The sequence below is a fragment of the Nitrospirota bacterium genome, assembly GCA_016219645.1.
In the GTDB taxonomy this organism is placed as follows: Bacteria; Nitrospirota; Nitrospiria; order Nitrospirales; family Nitrospiraceae; genus Palsa-1315.
On the sequence record JACRLR010000026.1, the window covers coordinates 104,948 to 124,982 of the forward strand.

Consider the following 20,035-nt stretch of genomic DNA (forward strand, 5'->3'; position numbering starts at 1 on the left):
TCGCTGGAATACATTGAGGATTTTTTCGGGGCGAGAACGATGCAGATGGTCACAGATCATTCGCCGTAGTAGAACGGTCAATGTCGGACAGGCTCCTAAGGAAATGACAGATATTTGAAATGTGTGGTATTGCCGGTTTTCTGGAAACAACGCCGACTCGAGAAGAAAGCGGCCTTCGGGAACTGGCCGGCCGAATGACCGAGACCCTTCACCATCGAGGCCCCGACGGCTCAGGAATATGGGTGGACCAGCGGGCCGGCATCGCGCTGGGGCATCGCCGGCTCGCCATCATCGACCTGACGCCGGCCGGTGCCCAACCCATGGCCTCTGCTTGCGGACGCTTCGTGATCACCTACAACGGGGAAGTGTATAATTTTCCCGAGCTTCGCCAAGATCTCGAGTCCCGTGGCTATCGATTTCGTGGGCACTCGGATACCGAAGTGGTTCTGGAGGCGATCGCGGAATGGGGCATCGAGTCCGCACTGCAACACCTGAACGGCATGTACGCGTTTGCCATGTGGGACAAGGAATCCAGGACCCTGACGTTGGCGAGGGATCGTGCAGGGAAGAAACCGCTCTACTACGGCTGGTGTGGCAGGACGTTCCTTTTCGGATCGGAGTTGAAGGCATTACGGGCCCATCCTGATTTTCAAGGGGACCTCGATAACGACGCATTAGGATTGTTCATCCAGTATTCGTGGATCCCGGCGCCTTTCTCCATTTTCAGGAAAGTCCGGAAACTCGAAGCGGGGAGCTTCCTGACCATCGCCCCATCCGGGCCGGGCGCGAATGCGTCACCCCGCCGGTACTGGTCCGCTCGCGACGTCATCGAGCGCGCCGAACGGGAGCGCTTCGCCGGTTCGTTCGAAGAGGCCACCGAGGCGCTCCACTCCCTCCTGACCAAGGCCGTACGCCGACGCATGATCGCCGACGTAGACCTGGGGGCGTTGCTCTCGGGGGGCGTGGATTCGAGCACCATTGTGTCGCTGATGCAATCCACGAGCACGGCCAGGGTGAAAACGTTTTCGATCGGATTCCATGAGCCAAAGTTCAACGAGGCGGAACAAGCAAAGGCGATTGCACGCCATCTTGGAACCGACCATACGGAACTGTACGTGACCCCGAACGACAGCCTTGGCGTCATTCCCGATCTGCCGACTATCTATGACGAGCCGTTTGCGGACCCCTCCCAGATCCCGACCTATCTGATCTCCAAGCTGGCGCGCCGAACGGTTACCGTGGCGTTGTCGGGTGATGGGGGCGATGAACTCTTCGCCGGCTACAAGCGGTACCGGAGCTGCCTCCGTTATTACGGGAACGTCTTGAGATGGATCCCGGGCCCTGTCAAGCAGAGCGTGGCCGGCTTGATCGAGGCAGTGGATCGCGCCGGCTGGGCTGCTTTCGCACTTCGTAATGGCACCGAACCGGCCCAAGGGCTCGAGCTCCGGGCACCCGGGGCGAACCTCAAACGGACCGCTCTCCGGATGAGGGCATCAAGTCCAGTGGATTTGTTGGCGCGGCATCATGTGCGGTGCCGCGACGCAACCGAGTTCGTGCCGACCGCGAAGCCTGTCCCCACGCTGCATACGGACCAGAGCCGGTGGCCCGTATTGTCGGACCCAGTGCTGGGCATGATGTATTTGAATTTTGCTGACTATCTTCCCGAAGATGTTCTGGCCAAGGTGGATCGAGCCAGCATGGCCGTCGGGCTGGAAGTCCGCTGTCCCCTATTGGACAGGGATGTCATCGAGTTCGCCTGGTCATTGCCGGCGGCCATGCGATTCGGGCCAGACGGAGGGAAACCGATCTTGCGCAGTCTGTTGTCACGGTATGTTCCCCCAGAGCTGACCGAACGGCCAAAGATGGGCTTTGGGGTGCCCGTCGGCGCCTGGATCCGGGGCCCCTTGAGGGGGTGGGCCGAGGATCTGCTCGACGAGAACCTTCTAACGAAGCAGGGCCTGTTACGTCCCGATACGGTGCGCCTCACCTGGCTCCAGCATCTGGCAGGATATCGGAATCACGGCAGCCTCCTGTGGAACCTGCTCATGTTTCAAGCCTGGTTTCGCACCCATGGCTGTTGAGAGGACACCTCAGCCGATCTGCATCGGCGCAGCGACATCGAACCGTCGCAGAAACAGTACCGAGTCATGACCGTACGCTCGACAACGTCCTAGGCAGGAGAAGAAACACTCCATGTGTGGAATCTGTGGGTTCGTATCTCGCGCACGCCTCCTTGGCGACAGTGAGCTTCGTGCTATCGTGACGCGCATGACAAGAACGCTCCACCACCGCGGACCGGATGGGTCCGGTGTGTGGACCGACATGAGGGTGGGGCTGGCGCTCGGGCATGCGCGGCTGTCCATCCTGGACCTGTCCGATGCCGGGGCACAACCGATGGTGTCGGAATGCGGTCGGTATGTGATCACGTACAACGGCGAAGTCTATAATTTTCCTGAGCTTCGCCAAGACCTCGAGTCGCAAGGCCACAAATTTCGCGGTCATAGTGATACGGAAATCATGCTGGGCGCGCTCGCCGAATGGGGGATTGAGCCTGCGCTGCAGCGTATGAACGGGATGTTTGCGTTCGGTCTGTGGGACAAGGAAACCCGGTCCCTCACGCTGGCGCGTGACCGTGTAGGAAAGAAACCGCTCTACTATGGCTGGTGCGGAGACGTATTCTTGTTCGGATCGGAACTCAAAGCGCTCCGCGTCCACCAGAATTTCGACCATGAAATCGATCGTGACGCGCTGGGGTTGCTAGTCAAGTACTCTCGGATTCCTGCGCCGTATTGTATATACAAGAAGATCCGCAAACTGCCCGCAGGATCCTTCCTGACCTTCACCGCTGACGGGTCTTCGATAACATCGGCGCCGGTCGCGTACTGGTCTGCGCAACACGTCGCCGAGCGCGGTGAACGCGAGCCATTTTCAGGAACCAGTGAAGAGGCCACTGAGGCGCTCGATTCACTTCTCAGGGAAGCCGTCAGCCGGCGTATGGTCGCCGACGTGGACCTGGGGGCGTTGCTCTCGGGGGGCGTCGATTCGAGCACCATTGTATCGCTGATGCAATCCATGAGCACGGCCAGGGTGAAAACGTTTTCGATCGGATTCCATGAGCCAAAATTCAACGAGGCGGAGCATGCAAAGGAGATTGCGCGCCATCTTGGAACCGACCATACGGAACTGTACGTGACCCCGAACGACGGCCTTGACGTCATCCCAGATCTGCCGACCATCTATGACGAGCCGTTTGCGGACCCCTCCCAGATCCCGACCTATCTGGTCTCCAGGCTGACCCGTGGAGCTGTCAAAGTCGCGCTTTCCGGGGACGGAGGGGACGAACTGTTCGCCGGGTACAAACATTATCGACGATGCCAGACGCACTGGGAGCACATAAAGCGGTACCCGGTATGGCTCCGACAAGACGCGGCGACGGTGATGAGTGCGCTGGGCCGGCTCAGCTGGCACCTGTTCGGGGCTCGTCCGTCCGCTGGGCCTGGGCAAGGCGCATCCTTGAAGCGGATCGGAGCGAAGTTAGAAAAGATCGCGAAACGGCTGACTGCCGAGAGTCCGCAAGATCTTCTCACTCGCCATCACGCTCGCTGCCAGAATGCGACGGAGTTTGTGGTGGGTGCGGGCCCGGTTCCGACCGTGCTGACCGACCCATGCCGATGGGCGAAGGTGTCGGAGCCGATCCAGGCCATGCTGCACCTGGACTTGGTGGACTACCTGGCCGACGACATTCTGGTCAAGGTTGATCGCGCGAGCATGGCCGTCGGGCTCGAAGTCCGCTGCCCCTTCCTCGATTACCGGGTGATCGAGTTTGCCTGGAGTCTGCCCATGCCGATGCGGATAAACAGGGGAAGTGGAAAGTGGATTCTCCGAGAAGTGCTCGCGCGGTACGTTCCTCGCGATCTCACGGAGCGGGCGAAGATGGGGTTCAATGTTCCGATCACGGATTGGCTTCGAGGTCCCTTGCGCGACTGGGTGGAAACCCTGCTCGACGAAAGACGCATTCGCGAGCAAGGCTTCCTACGCCCTGAACCAGTAAGGCGGATCTGGCAACAGCATGTCACCGGGTTCCAAAACCATGACTACTTGCTGTGGAACCTGCTCATGTTTCAGGCCTGGAATGATGCGACTGCCTTGGGCCGCAACTCTATTTGCGAGCATGTCGATGACAAGGTTTCGTCTGGGCAGTAAACTCCCCGAATTGTTCCGCAGGGGGCTGCGGGAACCCACAACGTAGTCGGCCGGCGAAACCGACGCAAACAAGTTATGAAACAGTTCCACGAAGGACCGAGTGAAGCCCTAAGTCCTGACGGCAGGGAGATGCAGCACGTCGCCCTGCTAATGGTCTCTCTGGAAGGCGGAGGAGTCCAGAGGTCAATGCTTCATCTCGGTCGGGCTCTCGCTGACCGGGGCCACAGAGTGGATTTACTGGTGTACAAAGCACAGGGAGACTTTGTGGATAGTGTGCCGAGCGGTATAAGGGTCATCGCACTCGAAACGGCGTCTGTCTGGATGGGACGGCTCCACACGATCCGCGCAGCGCCCGAGCATCTCATTCACCTTGCGATGCCCATACTGCTTCCGCTCAAGTCGCAAGGTACGCTCCGCTGCCTGCCGGCCCTTGTGCGTTACCTTCGCGAGGAACGACCAGCCGTGTTATTCTCAGCGGACACCTATCTTAATCTCGTCGCCTTGTGGGCCAGGCGGCTCGCCGGCGTTTCCGTCCGCACGCTGATCAGCGAGCGGATCCATCTGTCGAGTCACCTGCAGTACGGGGCCAAGAGACGAAAATGGCGGTGGCGGTTCATCGTGCCATTGATCCGGCGGACGTATCCCGAGGCGGACCGCATCATCGCGGTCTCGCTCGGGGTTGCCGACGACCTGAGGACTCTGGGAGGTTTGCCGCCTGAGCTCGTCACGACGGTGTACAATCCCGTGGTGGATTCGGAGTTGGCCAAGAAGGCTGAAGCATCGATCGACCATCCGTGGTTCAAGCCCGGGGCGCCTCCCGTGATCATCGCCGTGGGACGCCTGACGGAGCAGAAAGACTTTCCCACTCTACTCCAGGCCTTCGCGCAGGTGCGGGCCCAGCGCCAGGCGCGGCTTCTCCTCCTCGGTGAAGGGCGGATGCGACGCGAACTCACCGCCCTTGGGCATGCGCTCGGCATCGCCGAGGACATGTCCCTCCTCGGATTCACGAGTAACCCGTTTGCCTACATGGCACGTGCCGCGGTCTTCGTGCTCTCCTCAACCTATGAGGGACTCCCCGGCGTGCTGATTCAGGCGCTGGCCTGCGGCTGCCCCGTCGTGAGTACGAACTGCCCGGGCGGAGCGGCCGAAATTCTAGAGGATGGCCGGTACGGGCGGCTCGTGCCGGTGGGCGACCCTGCGGCCATGGCCCAGGCCATCCTCTCGACGCTGGAGTCCCCTCCCGATAGAGGACTGTTGCAGAAGCGGGCCTCGCTCTTTTCGGTCGATCGCGCCGTGGAGCAATATCTCGAGGTACTGTTTGCGCGCAACTGAGAGGCCTGGCCTGGAAGCGCACTCAAGCCCGCCGCTAGGAACCTGTCCGGCATTGCCTTCGTGACGAGGCGAAAGGAGGTGCGGCCAGATGAGCGGCACAAGACCCGGAAAAACCTGAGGCGTATTCTCCCTCTGTCGTCTGGGCAGCAAACTCCCCGAATTGTTCCGCAGGGGGCTGCGGGAACCCACAACGTAGTCGATCGGCTGACCGACGCAAACAAGTTATGACGCAGTTCTGCGAAGGACCGAGCGAAGCCAGAAGTCCTGACAGCAGGGAGGGACAGCATGTCGCCCTGCTAATGGCCAATCTGAAAGGTGGGGGAATCCAGAGGATAATGCTTCATCTCGCTCGGGCTCTCGCTGACCGGAGCCACAGAGTGGATTTAGTATTGTACAAAGCTCAGGGAGAGTTTAGGGAGAGTGTGCCGAGCGCCATAAGGGTCGTCGCGCTCGAAACGGCGCCTCGGTGGATGGGAGGGCTCCACGCGTTCCGCGCAGCGCCTGAGCACCTTATTCAGCTTGCGATGCCCGTCCTGCTTCCGCGTAAGTCGCACGGCGCGCTCCGCTGCCTGCCGGCCCTTGTGCGTTACCTTCGCGAGGAAAGACCAGCCGTGTTACTCTCGGCGGAGCCGGATCTTAATCTCGTCGCCTTGTGGGCCAGGCGGCTCGCCGGCGTCTCCGTCCGCACGGTGATCAGCGAGCATATCCATCTGCCGAGTCACCTGCGGTACGGGGCCGACAGACGAAAATGGCGGTGGCGGTTCATCGTGCCATTGATCCGGCGGACGTATCCCGAGGCGGACCGCATCATCGCGGTCTCGCGCGGGGTTGCCGACGACCTGAGGACGCTGGGAGGTTTGCCGCCTGAGCTCGTCACGACGGTGTACAATCCCGTGGTGGATTCGGAGTTGGCCAAGAAGGCTGAAGCCCCGATCGACCATCCGTGGTTCAAGCCCGGGGCGCCTCCCGTGATCATCGCCGTAGGACGCCTGACGGAGCAGAAAGACTTTCCCACTCTGCTCCAGGCCTTCGCGCAGATGCGGGCCCAGCGTCAGGCGCGGCTTCTCCTACTCGGTGAAGGGGAGATGCGGCGCAAGCTCGAAGCGCTAGCGCGCGAGCTTGGAGTCGACCAGGACGTTTCTCTGCCAGGGTTCACGAGTAACCCGTTCGCCTACATGGCACGTGCCGCGGTCTTCGTGCTCTCCTCAGCCTATGAGGGACTCCCCGGCGTGCTGATCGAGGCGCTGGCCTGCGGCTGCCCGGTCGTGAGCACCGATTGTCCAAGCGGACCGGCCGAAATCCTGGAGGACGGACAGTACGGCCGGCTCGTGCCGGTGGGCGACCCGGCGGCCATGGCCCAGGCCATCCTCTCGACGCTGGATGCCCCTCCTGATAGAGGACTGTTGCAGAAGCGGGCCTCGCTCTTTTCGGTCGACCACGCCGTGGAGCAATATCTCGATGTGTTGTTAGCCAACAGATTACAGGTTCGGATTCGAACACTTGAACCCTGTTAGCCCAGCGACATTTTCCTGTGGCTTCTTTTAGGGCGCAGCAATCCACCATGCAGGACCCTAAGCTTGAATAGACTCCTGACCTTATCGCAAAGTTCTGGAGTTATGAGTCTCGCTTTCCTGAAAGATACTTCACGTATCCTTATGGAGATGAGGTTTTCAGAAAAATCCGTCCATATTTATCGGGGAGGGACACGATTCTCGCTTACGGTTGTGGCGCAGGCCACTTGGCTTTTCCGTCGATTCCGCGGTGGATTGATACCTCGGTGTCTTTATCGGGAATCGCTGAAATCGCTCAGCAGCTCAACGGTTGGATGAGTGTGGAAAGGTCCATGGAGTCATTGGCCGCTGGGGTCATGATTATGTCTATCACGGAGCGCGATGTAGACGGAGGTATACTGTTCGACCGCCTGCTGGATGTCCAGGTTCGCCTGACTGTACTCGACGCCACGCAACCCCATTGCCCGTCCCAGGTCGGGTAGGCTTAGCATCTCCGCGATCGCGCGGGACAGAGCGCCGGCATCCTGGTTGGGCACCAGGACGCCATGGCCCACCTTGTTGATCAGCTCAGTCTCCTGTCCCGTATCGAATCCGATGACGGGAAGGCCCATAGCCATCGCCTGATAGCTGGAGAGGTTTTCGGCTTCGAGAATGTTGGTTCGCAGGTACAGCGTTGCCGCCGCGTAATAAGGGAGGGGATCCTCCTGAAACCCCAGTAGATGGACGTGCCGGCTGACATCCAACGTTTCCACGCGCGCTAACAGCTCCTGGTACTGATCCCCTGCACCCAGCAGAACCCAGTGAAGCGCGGGGAATTGGCCCACCAGACTTGCAATGGCCTCGAGGGCGAACAGGTGCCCCTTTGTGGGATGCAATCGTCCTACAGACAGCGCGATCAGAGCATTGTCGGGTAACTGCAAATCCTCCCTGATCGATGTGTAGAACTGCTCGCGTTTGGCCTTCACCCTGTTGAGCGAGCTCAGATTCACCACGCCATTGACCACACGTATTTTCGACGCGGGTATCCCCAGGCCGAGCAGCTCTTCCCGGTAACCCGTAAAGAAATAGTCTACGGACCTACCGAACCGAACGTAACGCTTCGGCATCCATGGCATTCCCTCGTCGATCATTTGGGAGACCAGGCAAGGGACAGTGTGAACCACAGGGATCCGGAACAAAAGCCTCAACAGGGCCCCGCTGGTGAATCCCCGGAACATGTGGACGTGGATGACATCCGGGCGAAACTGAATGAGGGCTGTGACCAGATGCCGCCACATCCTTGCGTACCAAGCGACGCGCCGTACCTTCCGCCTCAGCTGACGAGCCATGGTCATCTTCTTCGGTCGTTTCGGAGGATGACCTGCCTCTCCTGTCCGGTGCAAAGAGGATCGTGTGCGGGGTTGACGGTAGGCGCCTGCTTCACGCAAGCGGTCTGCGTAAACAAAATCGGGCCTCTCAGGGCGAATCGTCACCACCCGATGCCTCAACATCCCTGGGGGCGATAAGCGCACGATATCCCACAAAAAGCGCTCACATCCTCCGCCGCTCAGTCCATCAATCAGATGGAGAACGCGGACAGGGTCCAAATGTCGTCTCCCTCCAGAGTCGTCCATCAAGGGTCCCCGTGACTACTCGCCAAGACCACCTGACATCTCCTTACTGGAAACGACACCGGAGGTCCGAGGGGCCTCATTATGCACAGGAGTCAGCCTCTCCTAGCATTTCGGGGCACAAGCATTTCATTTTCACCCCCACACAGTGGAACGCATCGACAGCCATGCGGGGATTCGGACTTCGGCGAATCAGAACGTCAATTTACTTCAAGGGCCAGGCGGCCAGATTTAAGAGGGGGCGAAGGATTTTCCTCACATGGCGCCCTGGAACAAAGCACAAGAAATATTCCACGAGAAAAGGCCCGTCAAAGGAGGAAGAGCCTGCGCGTAAACCGATTTAAACGAGTCCTTGGACAGATACCCTTGATCAACTGCAATGTACAGATGACTTCGAACTTCTGCGGACGAGGAGATAGCGATGAACAGATACTGCAAAAACTCTTTATTCGAACGACGCACGAATCCTTCCGCTATGTTGCCCATCGCTGAAGCTGCGGCGCTCTGTATCTGACCACGGAGACGCGCATCTCTTTTCCATGTAGAACTCTGATTGATGACTTAATAGACCCGTAGCGTCTGATCAATCTGAAAACGAAAGTTGATGGATGAATCATGCCCCTTCCTTAAGTAGACGTGTCAGTGTCTCCGTAACCACGACTACCTGTTTCTCAGACATCGCAGGGTAGAACGGTAGAGACATCGTTTCGTTTCCAATACGTTCGGCATGGGGGAAGACCCCCGCCCTGAAACCGAATGTTTCCCTGAAATAGGTCAACAAATGGATGGCGCGATAATTGACAACCACACCAATCCCCTCGCGCTGAAGACCTTGAATAATTCCGTCACGGCGACCATTCCCGATCCAAACAGGGAAGAGATGCCTCGCATGACGTACGCCAGGCTTGGACGAAATGAACGAAAGGCCAGGACACTCTTTCAGCCTCTGAACGTACCATTGCGCGACAGTCTCACGCCTGTGCCAATTCTCTTCCAATCGTTCCAGTTGCGGCAGAAGCAATGCCGCATGGATGTTGTCCATGTTGTACTTCCATCCGAGTACAGTCATGTCCCAATGTTGGTACCCCTCTCGATGACGATCTGCCGCTGTCTTCGTCATGCCGTGATGATGCAAAAGACGCAGCTTTTCCACCAACGCATCACGATCAGTCACCAACGCTCCACCTTCACCGCATGTAAGGGTTTTCGTCGCATAAAATGAAAAGCAGGCGGTATCTCCCAATTCACCTGGTCGAATGCCGTCGCGCATTCCTTCTACACAATGCGCTGCATCTTCAATAACGAAGAGACCATGCTTATCCGCAACCTTTCGGATTGCCCGCATATCACACATCTGGCCATACAGATGCACCGGGATGATCGCTTTGGTACGCGGAGTAATCGCGGCTTCGATCAGAGAAGCATTCAAATTTCCTGTATCTGGTTCCACATCAACAAACACCGGCTTGGCCCCAGCCTCGATGATTGCAGTCGAAGTCGCAATGAAGGTCATGGGGGTAGTAATCACTTCGTCACCTGCGCCAATACCCAACGCCAGGAGTGAAAGATGCAATGAGCCGGTGCAACTGGTCACGGCAAGTGCATGGCGACGGCCAAGGTAATCGGCAAATCGGCGCTCAAACGTCGCCACAACCTCACCTGTCGTGAGGATCGGCCCCGCCAGCACCCGTCGCACTGCCTCTATCTCTGGTTCACCAAGGTCATGCATAAAGAAGGGAATAGACATCTTAATGTAACTCCCGTTTACCATCCGCTGTAATGATCGGAATATGCCTCATCCACATCTGCGGCCTCCACCATGATTCATGGTCCCGATACCACTGAACGGCCTGTTCCAATCCCTGCTCAAAGGACACACGCGGAGACCATCCAAGAAGACGATTGGCCTTAGAGTAGTCGCAGGTATGTCGAAACACCTGTCCTGGCCGGTCTCCGATAAATTGAATCGGACTATTCTTGGGCTTCATCAGATCCCGAACCGCATTGGCGATGGTCAGTAAATCGGTGTGCAAGCCCGTTCCGAGGTTGATCACTTCACCAACGACTTTGTCACGATCCGCGTGGAGGATCAGGTCCAATGCTTCGCAATGATCCTGGACATAGATGAAATCCCGCGCAGCCGATCCGTCTCCGTGAACGGTAAGCGGTTCGCCAAGAAGACAGCTGGTGATGAATCTCGGCACGACCTTCTCAAGATGCTGATAAGGGCCATAGTTGTTGAACGGCCTGACAATGACCGCCGGAATTTTATACGTTTCCCAATAAGAATACACTAAACGATCGGCCCCGCACTTGGCCGAAGCGTAGGGACTCATGGGAAGAAGCGGATGATCTTCCCCCATTTTGTCGGCGACGGCACTCCCGTAGACCTCCGATGTCGAGATGTGAATGAAGCGCTCTATCCGGTCTCGGTATTTCAAGACCGCGTTGGCAACCACCTGCGTCCCGAGTACGTCCGTCTCAAAAAACAACAGGTTGTCATAGATAGAACGGGTCACATGTGATTCGGCCGCGAAATGGAAGACGACATCTGACTGCGACACAACAGTGTCAACCAGTTCACCGTTTCTCACGTTCCCATACCAAAACATCAGGCGCTCATCGGAACCGTTATTGATATCAACCGGGAGATTCTTGACATTGCCGGCGTACGTGAGGGCATCGAGAACAATCAATCGGCAATTCGGATATTTGTCGTAAAGATAGCGGACAAAGTTGCTCCCGATAAAACCTGCTCCACCGGTAATGAGTATGGTCTTCACGTTTTCTCCTCTGTACATTGACGAGCCAAGATTCCTGAACTCTCAGGCCCACAATTTAGCACAAGGTCCAGCACGGAAAGATAGGGGACAAATTCTCCATGTTGCTGTGGATACACCGGGTGGTGGTAGTCCTGCCATATGACCGCGATACGATTCCGCGCGAATAAATCAAGGTCGAGATAGTTCTTTGCCGAGCTACCGCTGAGATACTGCCGTGCGCCAAAATGCTCACAGAACTTGTAGAGTCGTTCACTTTGGGCCCCTTCGATGCCCAACGAGGAGGAGCGCACGACATGACGATCGAGCCCCAGCCATGTGCATATCAATGTGATCACCGCCATGTCCAACTCTACCAGCGAAGCCCATGGCTTTGACAGGAGGTTCTCTAGCATGGGCAGATACTGGGTGGTGTACGGCGCCTTGGAGTAAAACTGCCGAATCGTTCCGACATGTTTCTTCGCCCAAGCCGATTGGTTGTCGATCTCGATTTCGTTGATCTTCGGCCACCCCAACCCCTTATGGCGAACGGGAACAGTCAGCCAATAAGGGCCATCGGGCGACTTGATTCGATTGCGGTTCCGCCAACCATGCTTGTCGTATTGCACATCGTCATAGATGACGAAGATGTCACTGCGGCGCATTTGGTCAAAAAACCCGAGCCAAGGCAGATAGCCAGGCTGGAGAACACACAGTGTCAAATCCGTTTGAGACATGGAATTGGTGACCTCGCGAACAGTAGCCGCCGAGGTCGGTCGGCTCATTCACGGCGTCTGACTACACCATGTATAATTCGTACCACTCTTGAAATACCAACAGCGAATAGACTTTATTCACAGCATGGTGATCAGAATGGTTTTGATACAAACCGTCTACGAGTCCTTGCACGTATTCGGACCGGAAGAGTCCGTGCTTACTCAATCGTTGTGGACTTAAGGTATCCCGAACGTAGGTTTCGAGATCTCGAAGCAGCCACTGAGTAATGGGCATGAGAAACCCTTCTTTTTTCCGATACACCATCTCGGAAGGAAAATACTGGAGCGCCAACTTCTTGAGTAGATATTTGGTCTCACCATCCTTAATCTTGAGTCTTCCAGGCAAACCAGCAACGAAGGACACGAAATCCGTGTCGAGATAGGCTGTCCTGACCTCTAAGGAATGTGCCATGGAGAGTCTGTCAACGAATGCAAGAACTTGATCCGGGAAAATCGTGCGGAATTCGGCTTCCAGGATTCGATTGAGAGGGTCGCGCGCTGAAAGCCCCGAAAAGTCCTGGCGAACGCGTTCCCGACTGCTGAAGGTTTTCCCTTTTAGGCACATATCAGGAGCGTAGAGGGATTCTTTCTCAGCGTCACTGAACACGACCAACTTAGATCGCCAAGCCCAATCCTCCGGTTCTGCCAGTTTGGCCAGAAAATCCAGCTGCTTATCGAACGGCTCTAGCCCCTTCACATCTCCGGTTTGTTGATAGGATTGGTAATTGCTCAACGGCACTGCCAGCCGGTGCGAAAGATAACTCCCGAATAACTCATCAGCGCCATCACCGGAAAGCGCCACCTTAACATGCCGACTAATGAGTTGGGACAAGAAATACGTCGAGACCACCCCGGCATACGGCTCATCGAAGCAAGTCAAAATGCGGCGAAGGTTTTCGGGGAAGTTTGTGACCTGAATCGTTTCCTCATGATGTTCTGTGTTATACCGGTCTGCAACCCACCGGGCCCAGCGCCGATCTTCCTCTTTCCCTTCCGTCGTCGAGTCCCGCGAATATGTAAGCGTAAAGGTCTTGATCTTGCTGGCCGAAAGTTCTGCCGCAAGCACCGTCGACAAGCTGGAATCGAGCCCTCCGCTCAAGAAAAACCCGATCGGAACATCAGAAAGTAATCGGCGTTGTACCCCTTGCCGGAGAAGAACCAAGAGGTGGTCTGTGATCTCTGTTTCCGTCATCCCGGCACTCCCGCCTTTCCCTGAAAAGTCGAGATCCCAATACCGCCGGACTGATGGCTCCCGCCCAGGACGATAGGTCAACAGGTGTGCCGGAGGCAGGACGGCAATTCCACTAAAAATCGATGAAGGATGCGGGACATGCTTGAAACTCAGGTAGTGATGCAGCGCTTCTAGATTCAGCCGCCGTTCAAATCCTGGAAGACGCAGAAGTGCCTTAATTTCCGATGCGAAAAACAGCGCACCATCGTGGAGACAATAGTACAATGGTTTCTTTCCCATCCGGTCTCGGGCCAACAAGCCAACTTTATCCTTATCGTCCCAGATGGCCACAGCAAACATGCCATCGATGTGTGCCACAAAATCTGTCCCGTGTTCTTCGTACAGATGGGGCAATACCTCCGTATCACAGTGGGTCTGCAAGCGATGCCCTCGCTCCTCCAGCTGCCGTCGAATTTCAGGAAAGTTGTAAATCTCTCCGTTTTGCGCTGCCCATATTGTCCCTCCTTCATTTGAGATTGGTTGCCGACCGCCTGGCAAATCAAGGATGCTCAACCGTCTTGCTCCTATCGAAAAATCCTTTCCTGCAATAACATGCTCATCATCGGGCCCACGATGGGCAAGCGTCGTGATCATCTCTCTCACAACCTGTTCCTCGTTTGCCCCAAAGCATCCGGCAATGCCGCACATGGTTACTGCCCTCCTGATGGAGCATAGGTGCCAGGCCGGCGACCTTCGTGAACCGGGGATACGGCATGCACGGCTCTCGTCGAAACCGACGTGTCTAGTACGTGCTCCTTCACTGTCATTGCACGGAGATCAACCACGTACTCAGCTACCGGAGTAAACACAAACCTATCAGACTCCTTCTTGAGGCTGACATATTCGAACAGCAATAAGTCATTGGTTTGGCATTTAAAGGTTTTGGCGTATCGAAGCAATCGCTCATCGAAGAGAGCCTTGTTGGTTGGATAATACTTGAGCGTTGTAAAAATACACGCCAGCGTAATGGATTCGACGACGTGATCGAATCGAAACCCTCCCCCACGTCCATGGCAAGAGATGAGCACTCTTTCATGCGCCCGACCCTCAGGACATCGAAACACTCGAATGAAGAAATTAATGAGGTCAACGGAAAAGACCCTCCAAACGATAAGCCCGAAAAAGTTCGTGTACTTCTCAAGTGCTTTCTGTATCGGCAGAGGGAAAGATCGCCGTAGATAAAAGTTGTAGGAGAGTCCACCGTGTACAAGGGGGAGCAGGATCAAATACGCACCTAGCAGGATGACCAATCCCGTGTTGACAATACCTAGACCGGGAAATGATTCGACCGCTGGCTGAGCGACCGGTCCCACGATCTTGGCCAGAAGTTGATCGCCGGCACTCCCTGGATGGAAGAAGATAACTCCACTAGACAAGATCACAACCTCGCATAACAAGGCAAGACGAATCTGCGTCGCAATGAAGATGAACATCCCAATAATAATCACCCCTCCGATAAACCGAGTCGGCGGCAAAAGCATCAGAATTCCTGCCAGGATCTGCGAGGACCACGCTAGATGATTCAGAAATCGGAATAGACCATGGGACGGCGGCATACTCATGTAGGACTTCCACCAATAGCCCCAAGCCGGATTAGCCATGCCTATTTCCATTCCGTGATTCTGAGGGTAACCAGCCGAGAATTTATAAAATCCAGATGATAAATAGATAAAGGCGAAGTCTGCTTGTAACACTTGGAGTGCGAGGGGCCGCACATCAGGAGCATACCGTAGACAATATTCGAGCAGGACAACGGACAATCCCCCCCAGTAGAGCACGAAGCCCGGTGCCCCCATGCCACGAGCCAACCCTTTCCAACGCATCGCAATAAAAAAATACCGACAGAATAAGAGGTTCAGCACGGCAGGCCAGGGACTCCACACGCCCGCCGCGATGAGGACGCCACAAGCCCACCACACAGCCAAAACCAGGGGGGCAATTACGGGATTCTGCACCAACTCAACTTCGCGCAGCGACTGGGCATACCCTCCCCAGCGTTCACTCAAGAAGAAGCGTCGCCAATGAGGCAGCGCGATCAGCAATGTGCCGCAGAGAATCAACCCATAAGCCGTCCGAATAAATACCTGCGCATGGAGGCTTAACTCTGGGGACAGGAAAGGCTGTGGAGAGAAGATGACTTCCATGAAGGTTCTAGCGCGGCACTATAGGGAGGATTTCTTCAGTTACAATTACATTTTTACCATGGGCGTCATGGAGTCGAAACAACATGCCTACCATCGGCAGACTGAAACAGTCCTAAACTGTGAATGCAGAAGAGGCCGTGGCCATCATACATCATATGAATCGCTTCAGCGCCCACCATGCAACCTTCCTAATACGTAGACATTTATAAATTGTCCTTCAATCCACCGATCTTCCTTGAGGATTCCCTCTATCTCAAACCCGGCTTTCTCAAAAGCACGTCGCGCCCTTGGGTTAGTCGCATGAACATAGGCGTAGATCTTGTGCAAATTCATGTTACCGAAGCCGTATTTGCAAAGAAGTTGAATGGCTTCTGTTCCAACACCCTTCTCTAAACAATCTGCCTCGCCAATCAGAATCCTTAACTCCGCCTTCCGATGAAATGAGTCAATATCCCACAACCATATATTCCCAACGTGCCTTCCTCCGCTTCCTACTTCAATCGCGAAGTAGACGCAATCTCCTCTTTGATGCAGCCCCGAAAACCACTCCTTATGTTCAGCATCGGAAATCTTGCGAATTCGTCCAAGCAGCCGAGCCAATTCTGGATTGTTGAACCAGGAGCGACTCTTATCAAGATGCCGCAGCGCAAGACTGTGCAATCTGACGAGCTGTCCCCCAATGACATGTTCTCGATCTACTTTTTCAGGAAGCTTCTCTGTCCGCTTAGATCTTTGGTTGGTAGATTTCAACTTCCACACCCAAGTCTTGTTTCATTACTTCTTTGAGGTGGTTCCCTGAATTTTTCAAGACCTTTTGCCAACCATGCTCCCAGTCTCTGATACCTGCAAACCAGGCAGAACATCCACGGCAGGGCCAGCACTCTGCTCCACGACCATCTAAATGCATTTGCCGATACCAGTTGAACTGTTCGCCCTGCCAAATATCCTTAATCGACTTCTCGTTCGCGTTCGGAAATAGCGAAGCAGTCTTAAAGGAAATGTCCTGCCCGCATAGAGCAATTCTCCCAAGCGTATCCACGTTGAGTCGTTCGAACGGCCACACACACGGCTCTTCCTTTTTCGTCGGAAGGCTGGCGTAAAGATGGGGATCGACTGATTTCTTTAGATCAATTCTTGTGTTGTCATCCCACGACAGAAACTTTCTTGTAATAACTTCATCAACACCGACCTCATTCAACCAATACTGGACAGCTTCGTCCACTCTTCCTTCCAATGCCTCTTGACGAATAATGGAAACAACAATGCGGTTTGTGGTCACAAACTGCTTACGCAGAGAGAGCGCCGCGCGGACATTGTTAACATGCTTTGCCCACCACTGCTCCGCATTTCCAGGCTTCCCACTCCGCGGCGGACGCAACAGCGCATACGTCTCATGGTCGGAGGCATCCATAGAAAATTCGATTAAGTCAATACCGGCTTTAATGATTCGAGCGAGGTTGTTTCGCAACTTGTCGGTAGGTCCAAACATGCTTCCATTTGTGTTGAGCCATATGCGTGCTCCTTTGGACTTCGCGTACTCAATCATGTCAACCATTTGAGGATGAAGCATGGGCTCTCCACCACCGGTGCAACGCATCCAGGCTCCATATGGACCGCATTCATCAGCGATCTTCTTCCACAGTTTTAAGGGCATATGCTCGCCATTGTGCTCTTTGTAATAGCGTCGGATATCCGAATTCGAATCGGTATATGGGCAATTCGGACAACCCATGTTACAGGGGTAAATGATGGAAATAATGACCATCAAAGGAAACTCCTCAGCTCCAGGCTTGAGGCCATATGTCTTATTTCCTTGAGGTTGTAGAGAATGCTCATGTGAATTTTCCAATGTCGAGTCTCCTTTCAATAGAACCACTCCTCAGAACTGCGTCTCCCGCTAGGTAAGCCAAACATCGCGCCCCTCAATCTCCGTTGCCACCGCTTGCCGAATGATGCGAACACCCGGCACCAGGCGGTGGCGCTTTTCCAGTGTGGCCCGATTTTGTCAGTGGAGTTCACACTCAGGACACTAAAACAGCGTGTAAATAAAATAAATGGTGAGGCGACCGACTCTTCCATCAGCATACCTAATACTTAATTTCGATATCCACCCTCGTGGGGCCATGCGCGACTGTGAATGCCGCTTGATCGTGGCTGGGTGGGGTAAGAAATGTTGTAGGGTTGTTCGACACGCCGAAGCCTTCGACGGGAAGGCCGACCCGGTTTTTGTCGAATTTCCCGTTGCCATTTTCATCGTGGTAGGCCGTGGCGGCGTAGATGCCGGGCTTAGAGAGGCTCACGCAGAACTCCACGGTTTCCTGGTTCGCAGCGAAGCGTTGCTTGAATATTTTCTTTCCCTTGACGAGAAAGTCCTTGGGCTTGTCCCCGTACAGGACGAACATCACGTAGCCCCGGTCGCTACGAAGGCCGTGGACGCGTACGTCGATAGCGGAAGAGGCTCCGTTGCAGGCCGCCTCGCTCGCCGTGATCTCGGAGCGCGCTCCCGAGGGGAACGAGAGCAGAACGGCCAGGACGAGGCCGAACAGGGTGGCTTTTCCGAAGGCCATACACACAGCATTCTCCTCGAACCCCCTCCGGAACGCAACAGCTTCCTTTTTCGCCCGCCTTCGCAAGAAGCCACGGCCGTAGCCGGAGCTACTTCGGCGGAGTGGGCTTAAGATGTTCTTCGCCCTTATTTGTGCAGTGGGGCAGAACCCTAGTGTTGCACTTGGAGTTAGAACTCAAGCCTAGTTATTTACAACGCCTTAGAAGAGGGTATAGATAAATGGAGCCACCGCCGATCCCTGGGTCAGGACAATCAGGCTTCCAAGGAGTACGAGCACTACAATTATCGGAAGGAGCCAAAACTTCTTGCGCTCCTTCATGAACGCCCAGAGTTCCATCACAAAATCGCCCACACGCACCTCCTGGTGACGAACACCTGTTTAAAACTGGTGTTTCATATGGGAATGGGGCCTCGGAGATCGGACCACTCGGTAGGTCGTACTTGACTCGGCAAACCCCTGCCTCATCGTATCCTTCCCCATCAGACGTAATACAATACCGATTGGAGTCACCAGACCATAAAACACGATGCCGAGCAAAATCCTGGTATTGATCCACCCCAGAATATGCCCGGCCCACATCCACCCTTTATGCACGGGTGCTAATACAGACGGAAGCACTCCCCCGCACGCGATGAGCAGGCCTCCAAGTGCGATTGCCCACAGGCGCAACGGCTCTCCGCGAAAGACGAGCGGCCACAGGCCGATCACGGTAAAGATTGTTCCGACCAACAATCCAAATTGCCGTAGCTCTTTGCGTGTGGCTGCTTGCTCCATGGTCTCTCTCCCTCCCCCTTCAGCTAGTCGAGCTCGAATTCCTTCTTCCAATCAGAATCCCCTTCAAGGGGCTTCTGATCCTCTTTCTTCAGCACGTAATTCTCGATTACCAGGATATCCATCTCCGTCCGCATAAAGCAGCGATAGGCATCTTCCGGCGTGCAGACAATTGGTTCGCCACGCACATTGAACGACGTATTCACACAAGTGGCATAGCCCGTCTTTTCCTCAAACGCCTTGAGCAACTTGTAGTACCGGGGATTCGTCTCCTCGTGAACGGTTTGAATTCTGGCCGAATAGTCGATGTGCGTGACGGATGGAATGTCCGAGCGTGGCACATTGAGTAGATCAATGCCCCAGAGCTCTTTCTGGCCCGGGTCGAACGGAAGTCGTCGTTTTTCAAGAACCGGCGCCACGAGCAACATATAGGGACTATCACAGCTCATTTGAAAGTAGTCCGACACTCGCTCTCTCAGCACAGAAGGCGCAAAGGGCCTGAACGATTCCCGATACTTAATCTTGAGGTTCAACACAGACTGCATTTTTGTGTTCCGCGCATCCCCCAGTATACTGCGCCCCCCAAGGGATCGCGGTCCAAACTCCATACGTCCCTGATGCCATCCCACGACTTTTCCCGCTGCCAGTTCATCGGCCACCCGACCATACAAATCCTTCTCATCCAGCCGACTATACACAGCCCCCAGGGTCTTCAGCCTTGCTTCGACATCCTCATTGCTGTTTGCCGGCCCCAGATAGCTTCCCTTCATTTTGTCGTGAATATTGTCTGCGGTCCTGGGCTTGTTCTCATACTGGTGCCAGGCGCTCAATGCCGCACCTAATGCCCCACCTGCATCGCCGGCGGCCGGCTGAATCCAAATTCCCTTAAACGGCCCCTCTCGCAGTATCCTCCCGTTCCCGACGCAATTGAGTGCGACACCGCCCGCTAAGCAGAGATAGTCCACGCCTGTTTCCCGGTGCATCGTCCGAGACAGTCGCAGCATGACTTCCTCGGTGACTTCCTGAATCGATCGAGCTAAATCCATTTCCCGCTGACCAAACTTCGATTCTGCCTGGCGAGGGGGGCCGCCGAATATGTCATCGAACTTGCGGCTCGTCATCGTCAGGCCG

At 55.4% G+C, this 20,035-nt stretch carries 17 protein-coding genes; 4 read left to right on the forward strand and 13 right to left on the reverse strand.

Going from position 1 to position 20,035, the window contains the following annotated elements; genetic code table 11:
- The first annotated feature begins 119 nt into the window (after positions 1 to 119).
- The 4 genes from asnB (HZB34_11530) to HZB34_11545 all read left to right on the forward strand — a co-directional run bounded on the left by asnB (HZB34_11530) (position 120) and on the right by HZB34_11545 (position 7,049).
- Complete coding sequence (gene asnB, locus HZB34_11530) at positions 120 to 2,081, forward strand: asparagine synthase (glutamine-hydrolyzing) (protein ID MBI5316594.1); 1,962 nt, start codon at positions 120 to 122, stop codon at positions 2,079 to 2,081.
- A gap of 112 nt (positions 2,082 to 2,193) precedes the next feature.
- Positions 2,194 to 4,203 carry an asparagine synthase (glutamine-hydrolyzing) gene (asnB, locus tag HZB34_11535; protein ID MBI5316595.1) on the forward strand — a complete coding sequence of 670 codons (2,010 nt, stop codon included), beginning with the start codon at positions 2,194 to 2,196 and terminating at the stop codon, positions 4,201 to 4,203.
- 129 nt (positions 4,204 to 4,332) lie between these two features.
- Positions 4,333 to 5,535: a glycosyltransferase gene (locus tag HZB34_11540; GenBank protein MBI5316596.1), complete on the forward strand. Its 1,203-nt coding sequence runs from the start codon at positions 4,333 to 4,335 to the stop codon at positions 5,533 to 5,535.
- A gap of 224 nt (positions 5,536 to 5,759) precedes the next feature.
- Positions 5,760 to 7,049, forward strand: a complete 1,290-nt coding sequence (locus HZB34_11545) for a glycosyltransferase (GenBank protein ID MBI5316597.1) — start codon at positions 5,760 to 5,762, stop codon at positions 7,047 to 7,049.
- A 335-nt stretch (positions 7,050 to 7,384) separates the two neighbouring features.
- Here HZB34_11545 and HZB34_11550 read toward each other — a convergent pair whose 3' ends face one another.
- From HZB34_11550 to HZB34_11610, 13 genes are all read right to left on the reverse strand, one after another.
- On the reverse strand, positions 7,385 to 8,374 hold the full coding sequence (locus tag HZB34_11550) for a glycosyltransferase family 4 protein (protein MBI5316598.1): 990 nt from the start codon (positions 8,372 to 8,374) through the stop codon (positions 7,385 to 7,387).
- 537 nt (positions 8,375 to 8,911) lie between these two features.
- Positions 8,912 to 9,214: a four helix bundle protein gene (locus tag HZB34_11555; protein MBI5316599.1), complete on the reverse strand. Its 303-nt coding sequence runs from the start codon at positions 9,212 to 9,214 to the stop codon at positions 8,912 to 8,914.
- Positions 9,215 to 9,269: 55 nt separating this feature from the next.
- Positions 9,270 to 10,403, reverse strand: coding sequence for a DegT/DnrJ/EryC1/StrS family aminotransferase (locus tag HZB34_11560; GenBank protein MBI5316600.1), 1,134 nt, complete (start codon positions 10,401 to 10,403; stop codon positions 9,270 to 9,272).
- 1 nt (position 10,404) lies between these two features.
- Positions 10,405 to 11,457, reverse strand: coding sequence for a GDP-mannose 4,6-dehydratase (locus HZB34_11565; GenBank protein ID MBI5316601.1), 1,053 nt, complete (start codon positions 11,455 to 11,457; stop codon positions 10,405 to 10,407).
- Entirely contained in the window at positions 11,436 to 12,200 is a 765-nt protein-coding gene (locus tag HZB34_11570) for a WbqC family protein (protein MBI5316602.1), read from the reverse strand. Before HZB34_11570 ends, HZB34_11565 begins: the two co-directional genes overlap by 22 nt.
- A gap of 13 nt (positions 12,201 to 12,213) precedes the next feature.
- Positions 12,214 to 14,070: an asparagine synthase (glutamine-hydrolyzing) gene (asnB, locus tag HZB34_11575; protein ID MBI5316603.1), complete on the reverse strand. Its 1,857-nt coding sequence runs from the start codon at positions 14,068 to 14,070 to the stop codon at positions 12,214 to 12,216.
- Between the two features lie 2 nt (positions 14,071 to 14,072).
- The gene (locus HZB34_11580; protein ID MBI5316604.1) at positions 14,073 to 15,566 is read right to left on the reverse strand and encodes a hypothetical protein; all 1,494 of its coding nucleotides are present in this window, start codon (positions 15,564 to 15,566) and stop codon (positions 14,073 to 14,075) included.
- Positions 15,567 to 15,731: 165 nt separating this feature from the next.
- The gene (locus HZB34_11585) at positions 15,732 to 16,316 is read right to left on the reverse strand and encodes a GNAT family N-acetyltransferase (protein MBI5316605.1); all 585 of its coding nucleotides are present in this window, start codon (positions 16,314 to 16,316) and stop codon (positions 15,732 to 15,734) included.
- Positions 16,291 to 17,415 (reverse strand): radical SAM protein, encoded by a 1,125-nt coding sequence (locus HZB34_11590; GenBank protein ID MBI5316606.1) that lies wholly within the window; start codon positions 17,413 to 17,415, stop codon positions 16,291 to 16,293. The genes HZB34_11585 and HZB34_11590 overlap by 26 nt, the downstream gene beginning before the upstream one ends.
- A 238-nt stretch (positions 17,416 to 17,653) precedes the next feature.
- Positions 17,654 to 18,133 carry a DUF2141 domain-containing protein gene (locus HZB34_11595; protein ID MBI5316607.1) on the reverse strand — a complete coding sequence of 160 codons (480 nt, stop codon included), beginning with the start codon at positions 18,131 to 18,133 and terminating at the stop codon, positions 17,654 to 17,656.
- A 198-nt stretch (positions 18,134 to 18,331) separates the two neighbouring features.
- Positions 18,332 to 18,484, reverse strand: coding sequence for a hypothetical protein (locus HZB34_11600; protein ID MBI5316608.1), 153 nt, complete (start codon positions 18,482 to 18,484; stop codon positions 18,332 to 18,334).
- A gap of 27 nt (positions 18,485 to 18,511) precedes the next feature.
- On the reverse strand, positions 18,512 to 18,907 hold the full coding sequence (locus HZB34_11605) for a sxtJ (protein ID MBI5316609.1): 396 nt from the start codon (positions 18,905 to 18,907) through the stop codon (positions 18,512 to 18,514).
- A gap of 23 nt (positions 18,908 to 18,930) precedes the next feature.
- Positions 18,931 to 20,035, reverse strand: a 1,105-nt coding sequence (locus HZB34_11610) for a hypothetical protein (GenBank protein ID MBI5316610.1), incomplete at its 5' end; no start/stop codon positions are given.

Bases quoted from the DNA above. Each gene is read 5' to 3' on its own strand.
- asnB (MBI5316594.1), top strand. From the start codon at position 120: ATGTGTGGTATTGCCGGTTTTCTGGAAACAACGCCGACTCGAGAAGAA.
- asnB (MBI5316595.1), top strand. From the start codon at position 2,194: ATGTGTGGAATCTGTGGGTTCGTATCTCGCGCACGCCTCCTTGGCGAC.
- HZB34_11540 (MBI5316596.1), top strand. From the start codon at position 4,333: ATGCAGCACGTCGCCCTGCTAATGGTCTCTCTGGAAGGCGGAGGAGTC.
- HZB34_11545 (MBI5316597.1), top strand. From the start codon at position 5,760: ATGACGCAGTTCTGCGAAGGACCGAGCGAAGCCAGAAGTCCTGACAGC.
- HZB34_11550 (MBI5316598.1), bottom strand. From the start codon at position 8,374: ATGGCTCGTCAGCTGAGGCGGAAGGTACGGCGCGTCGCTTGGTACGCA.
- HZB34_11560 (MBI5316600.1), bottom strand. From the start codon at position 10,403: ATGTCTATTCCCTTCTTTATGCATGACCTTGGTGAACCAGAGATAGAG.
- HZB34_11565 (MBI5316601.1), bottom strand. From the start codon at position 11,457: ATGTACAGAGGAGAAAACGTGAAGACCATACTCATTACCGGTGGAGCA.
- HZB34_11570 (MBI5316602.1), bottom strand. From the start codon at position 12,200: ATGAGCCGACCGACCTCGGCGGCTACTGTTCGCGAGGTCACCAATTCC.
- asnB (MBI5316603.1), bottom strand. From the start codon at position 14,070: ATGTGCGGCATTGCCGGATGCTTTGGGGCAAACGAGGAACAGGTTGTG.
- HZB34_11580 (MBI5316604.1), bottom strand. From the start codon at position 15,566: ATGGAAGTCATCTTCTCTCCACAGCCTTTCCTGTCCCCAGAGTTAAGC.
- HZB34_11595 (MBI5316607.1), bottom strand. From the start codon at position 18,133: ATGGCCTTCGGAAAAGCCACCCTGTTCGGCCTCGTCCTGGCCGTTCTG.
- HZB34_11605 (MBI5316609.1), bottom strand. From the start codon at position 18,907: ATGGAGCAAGCAGCCACACGCAAAGAGCTACGGCAATTTGGATTGTTG.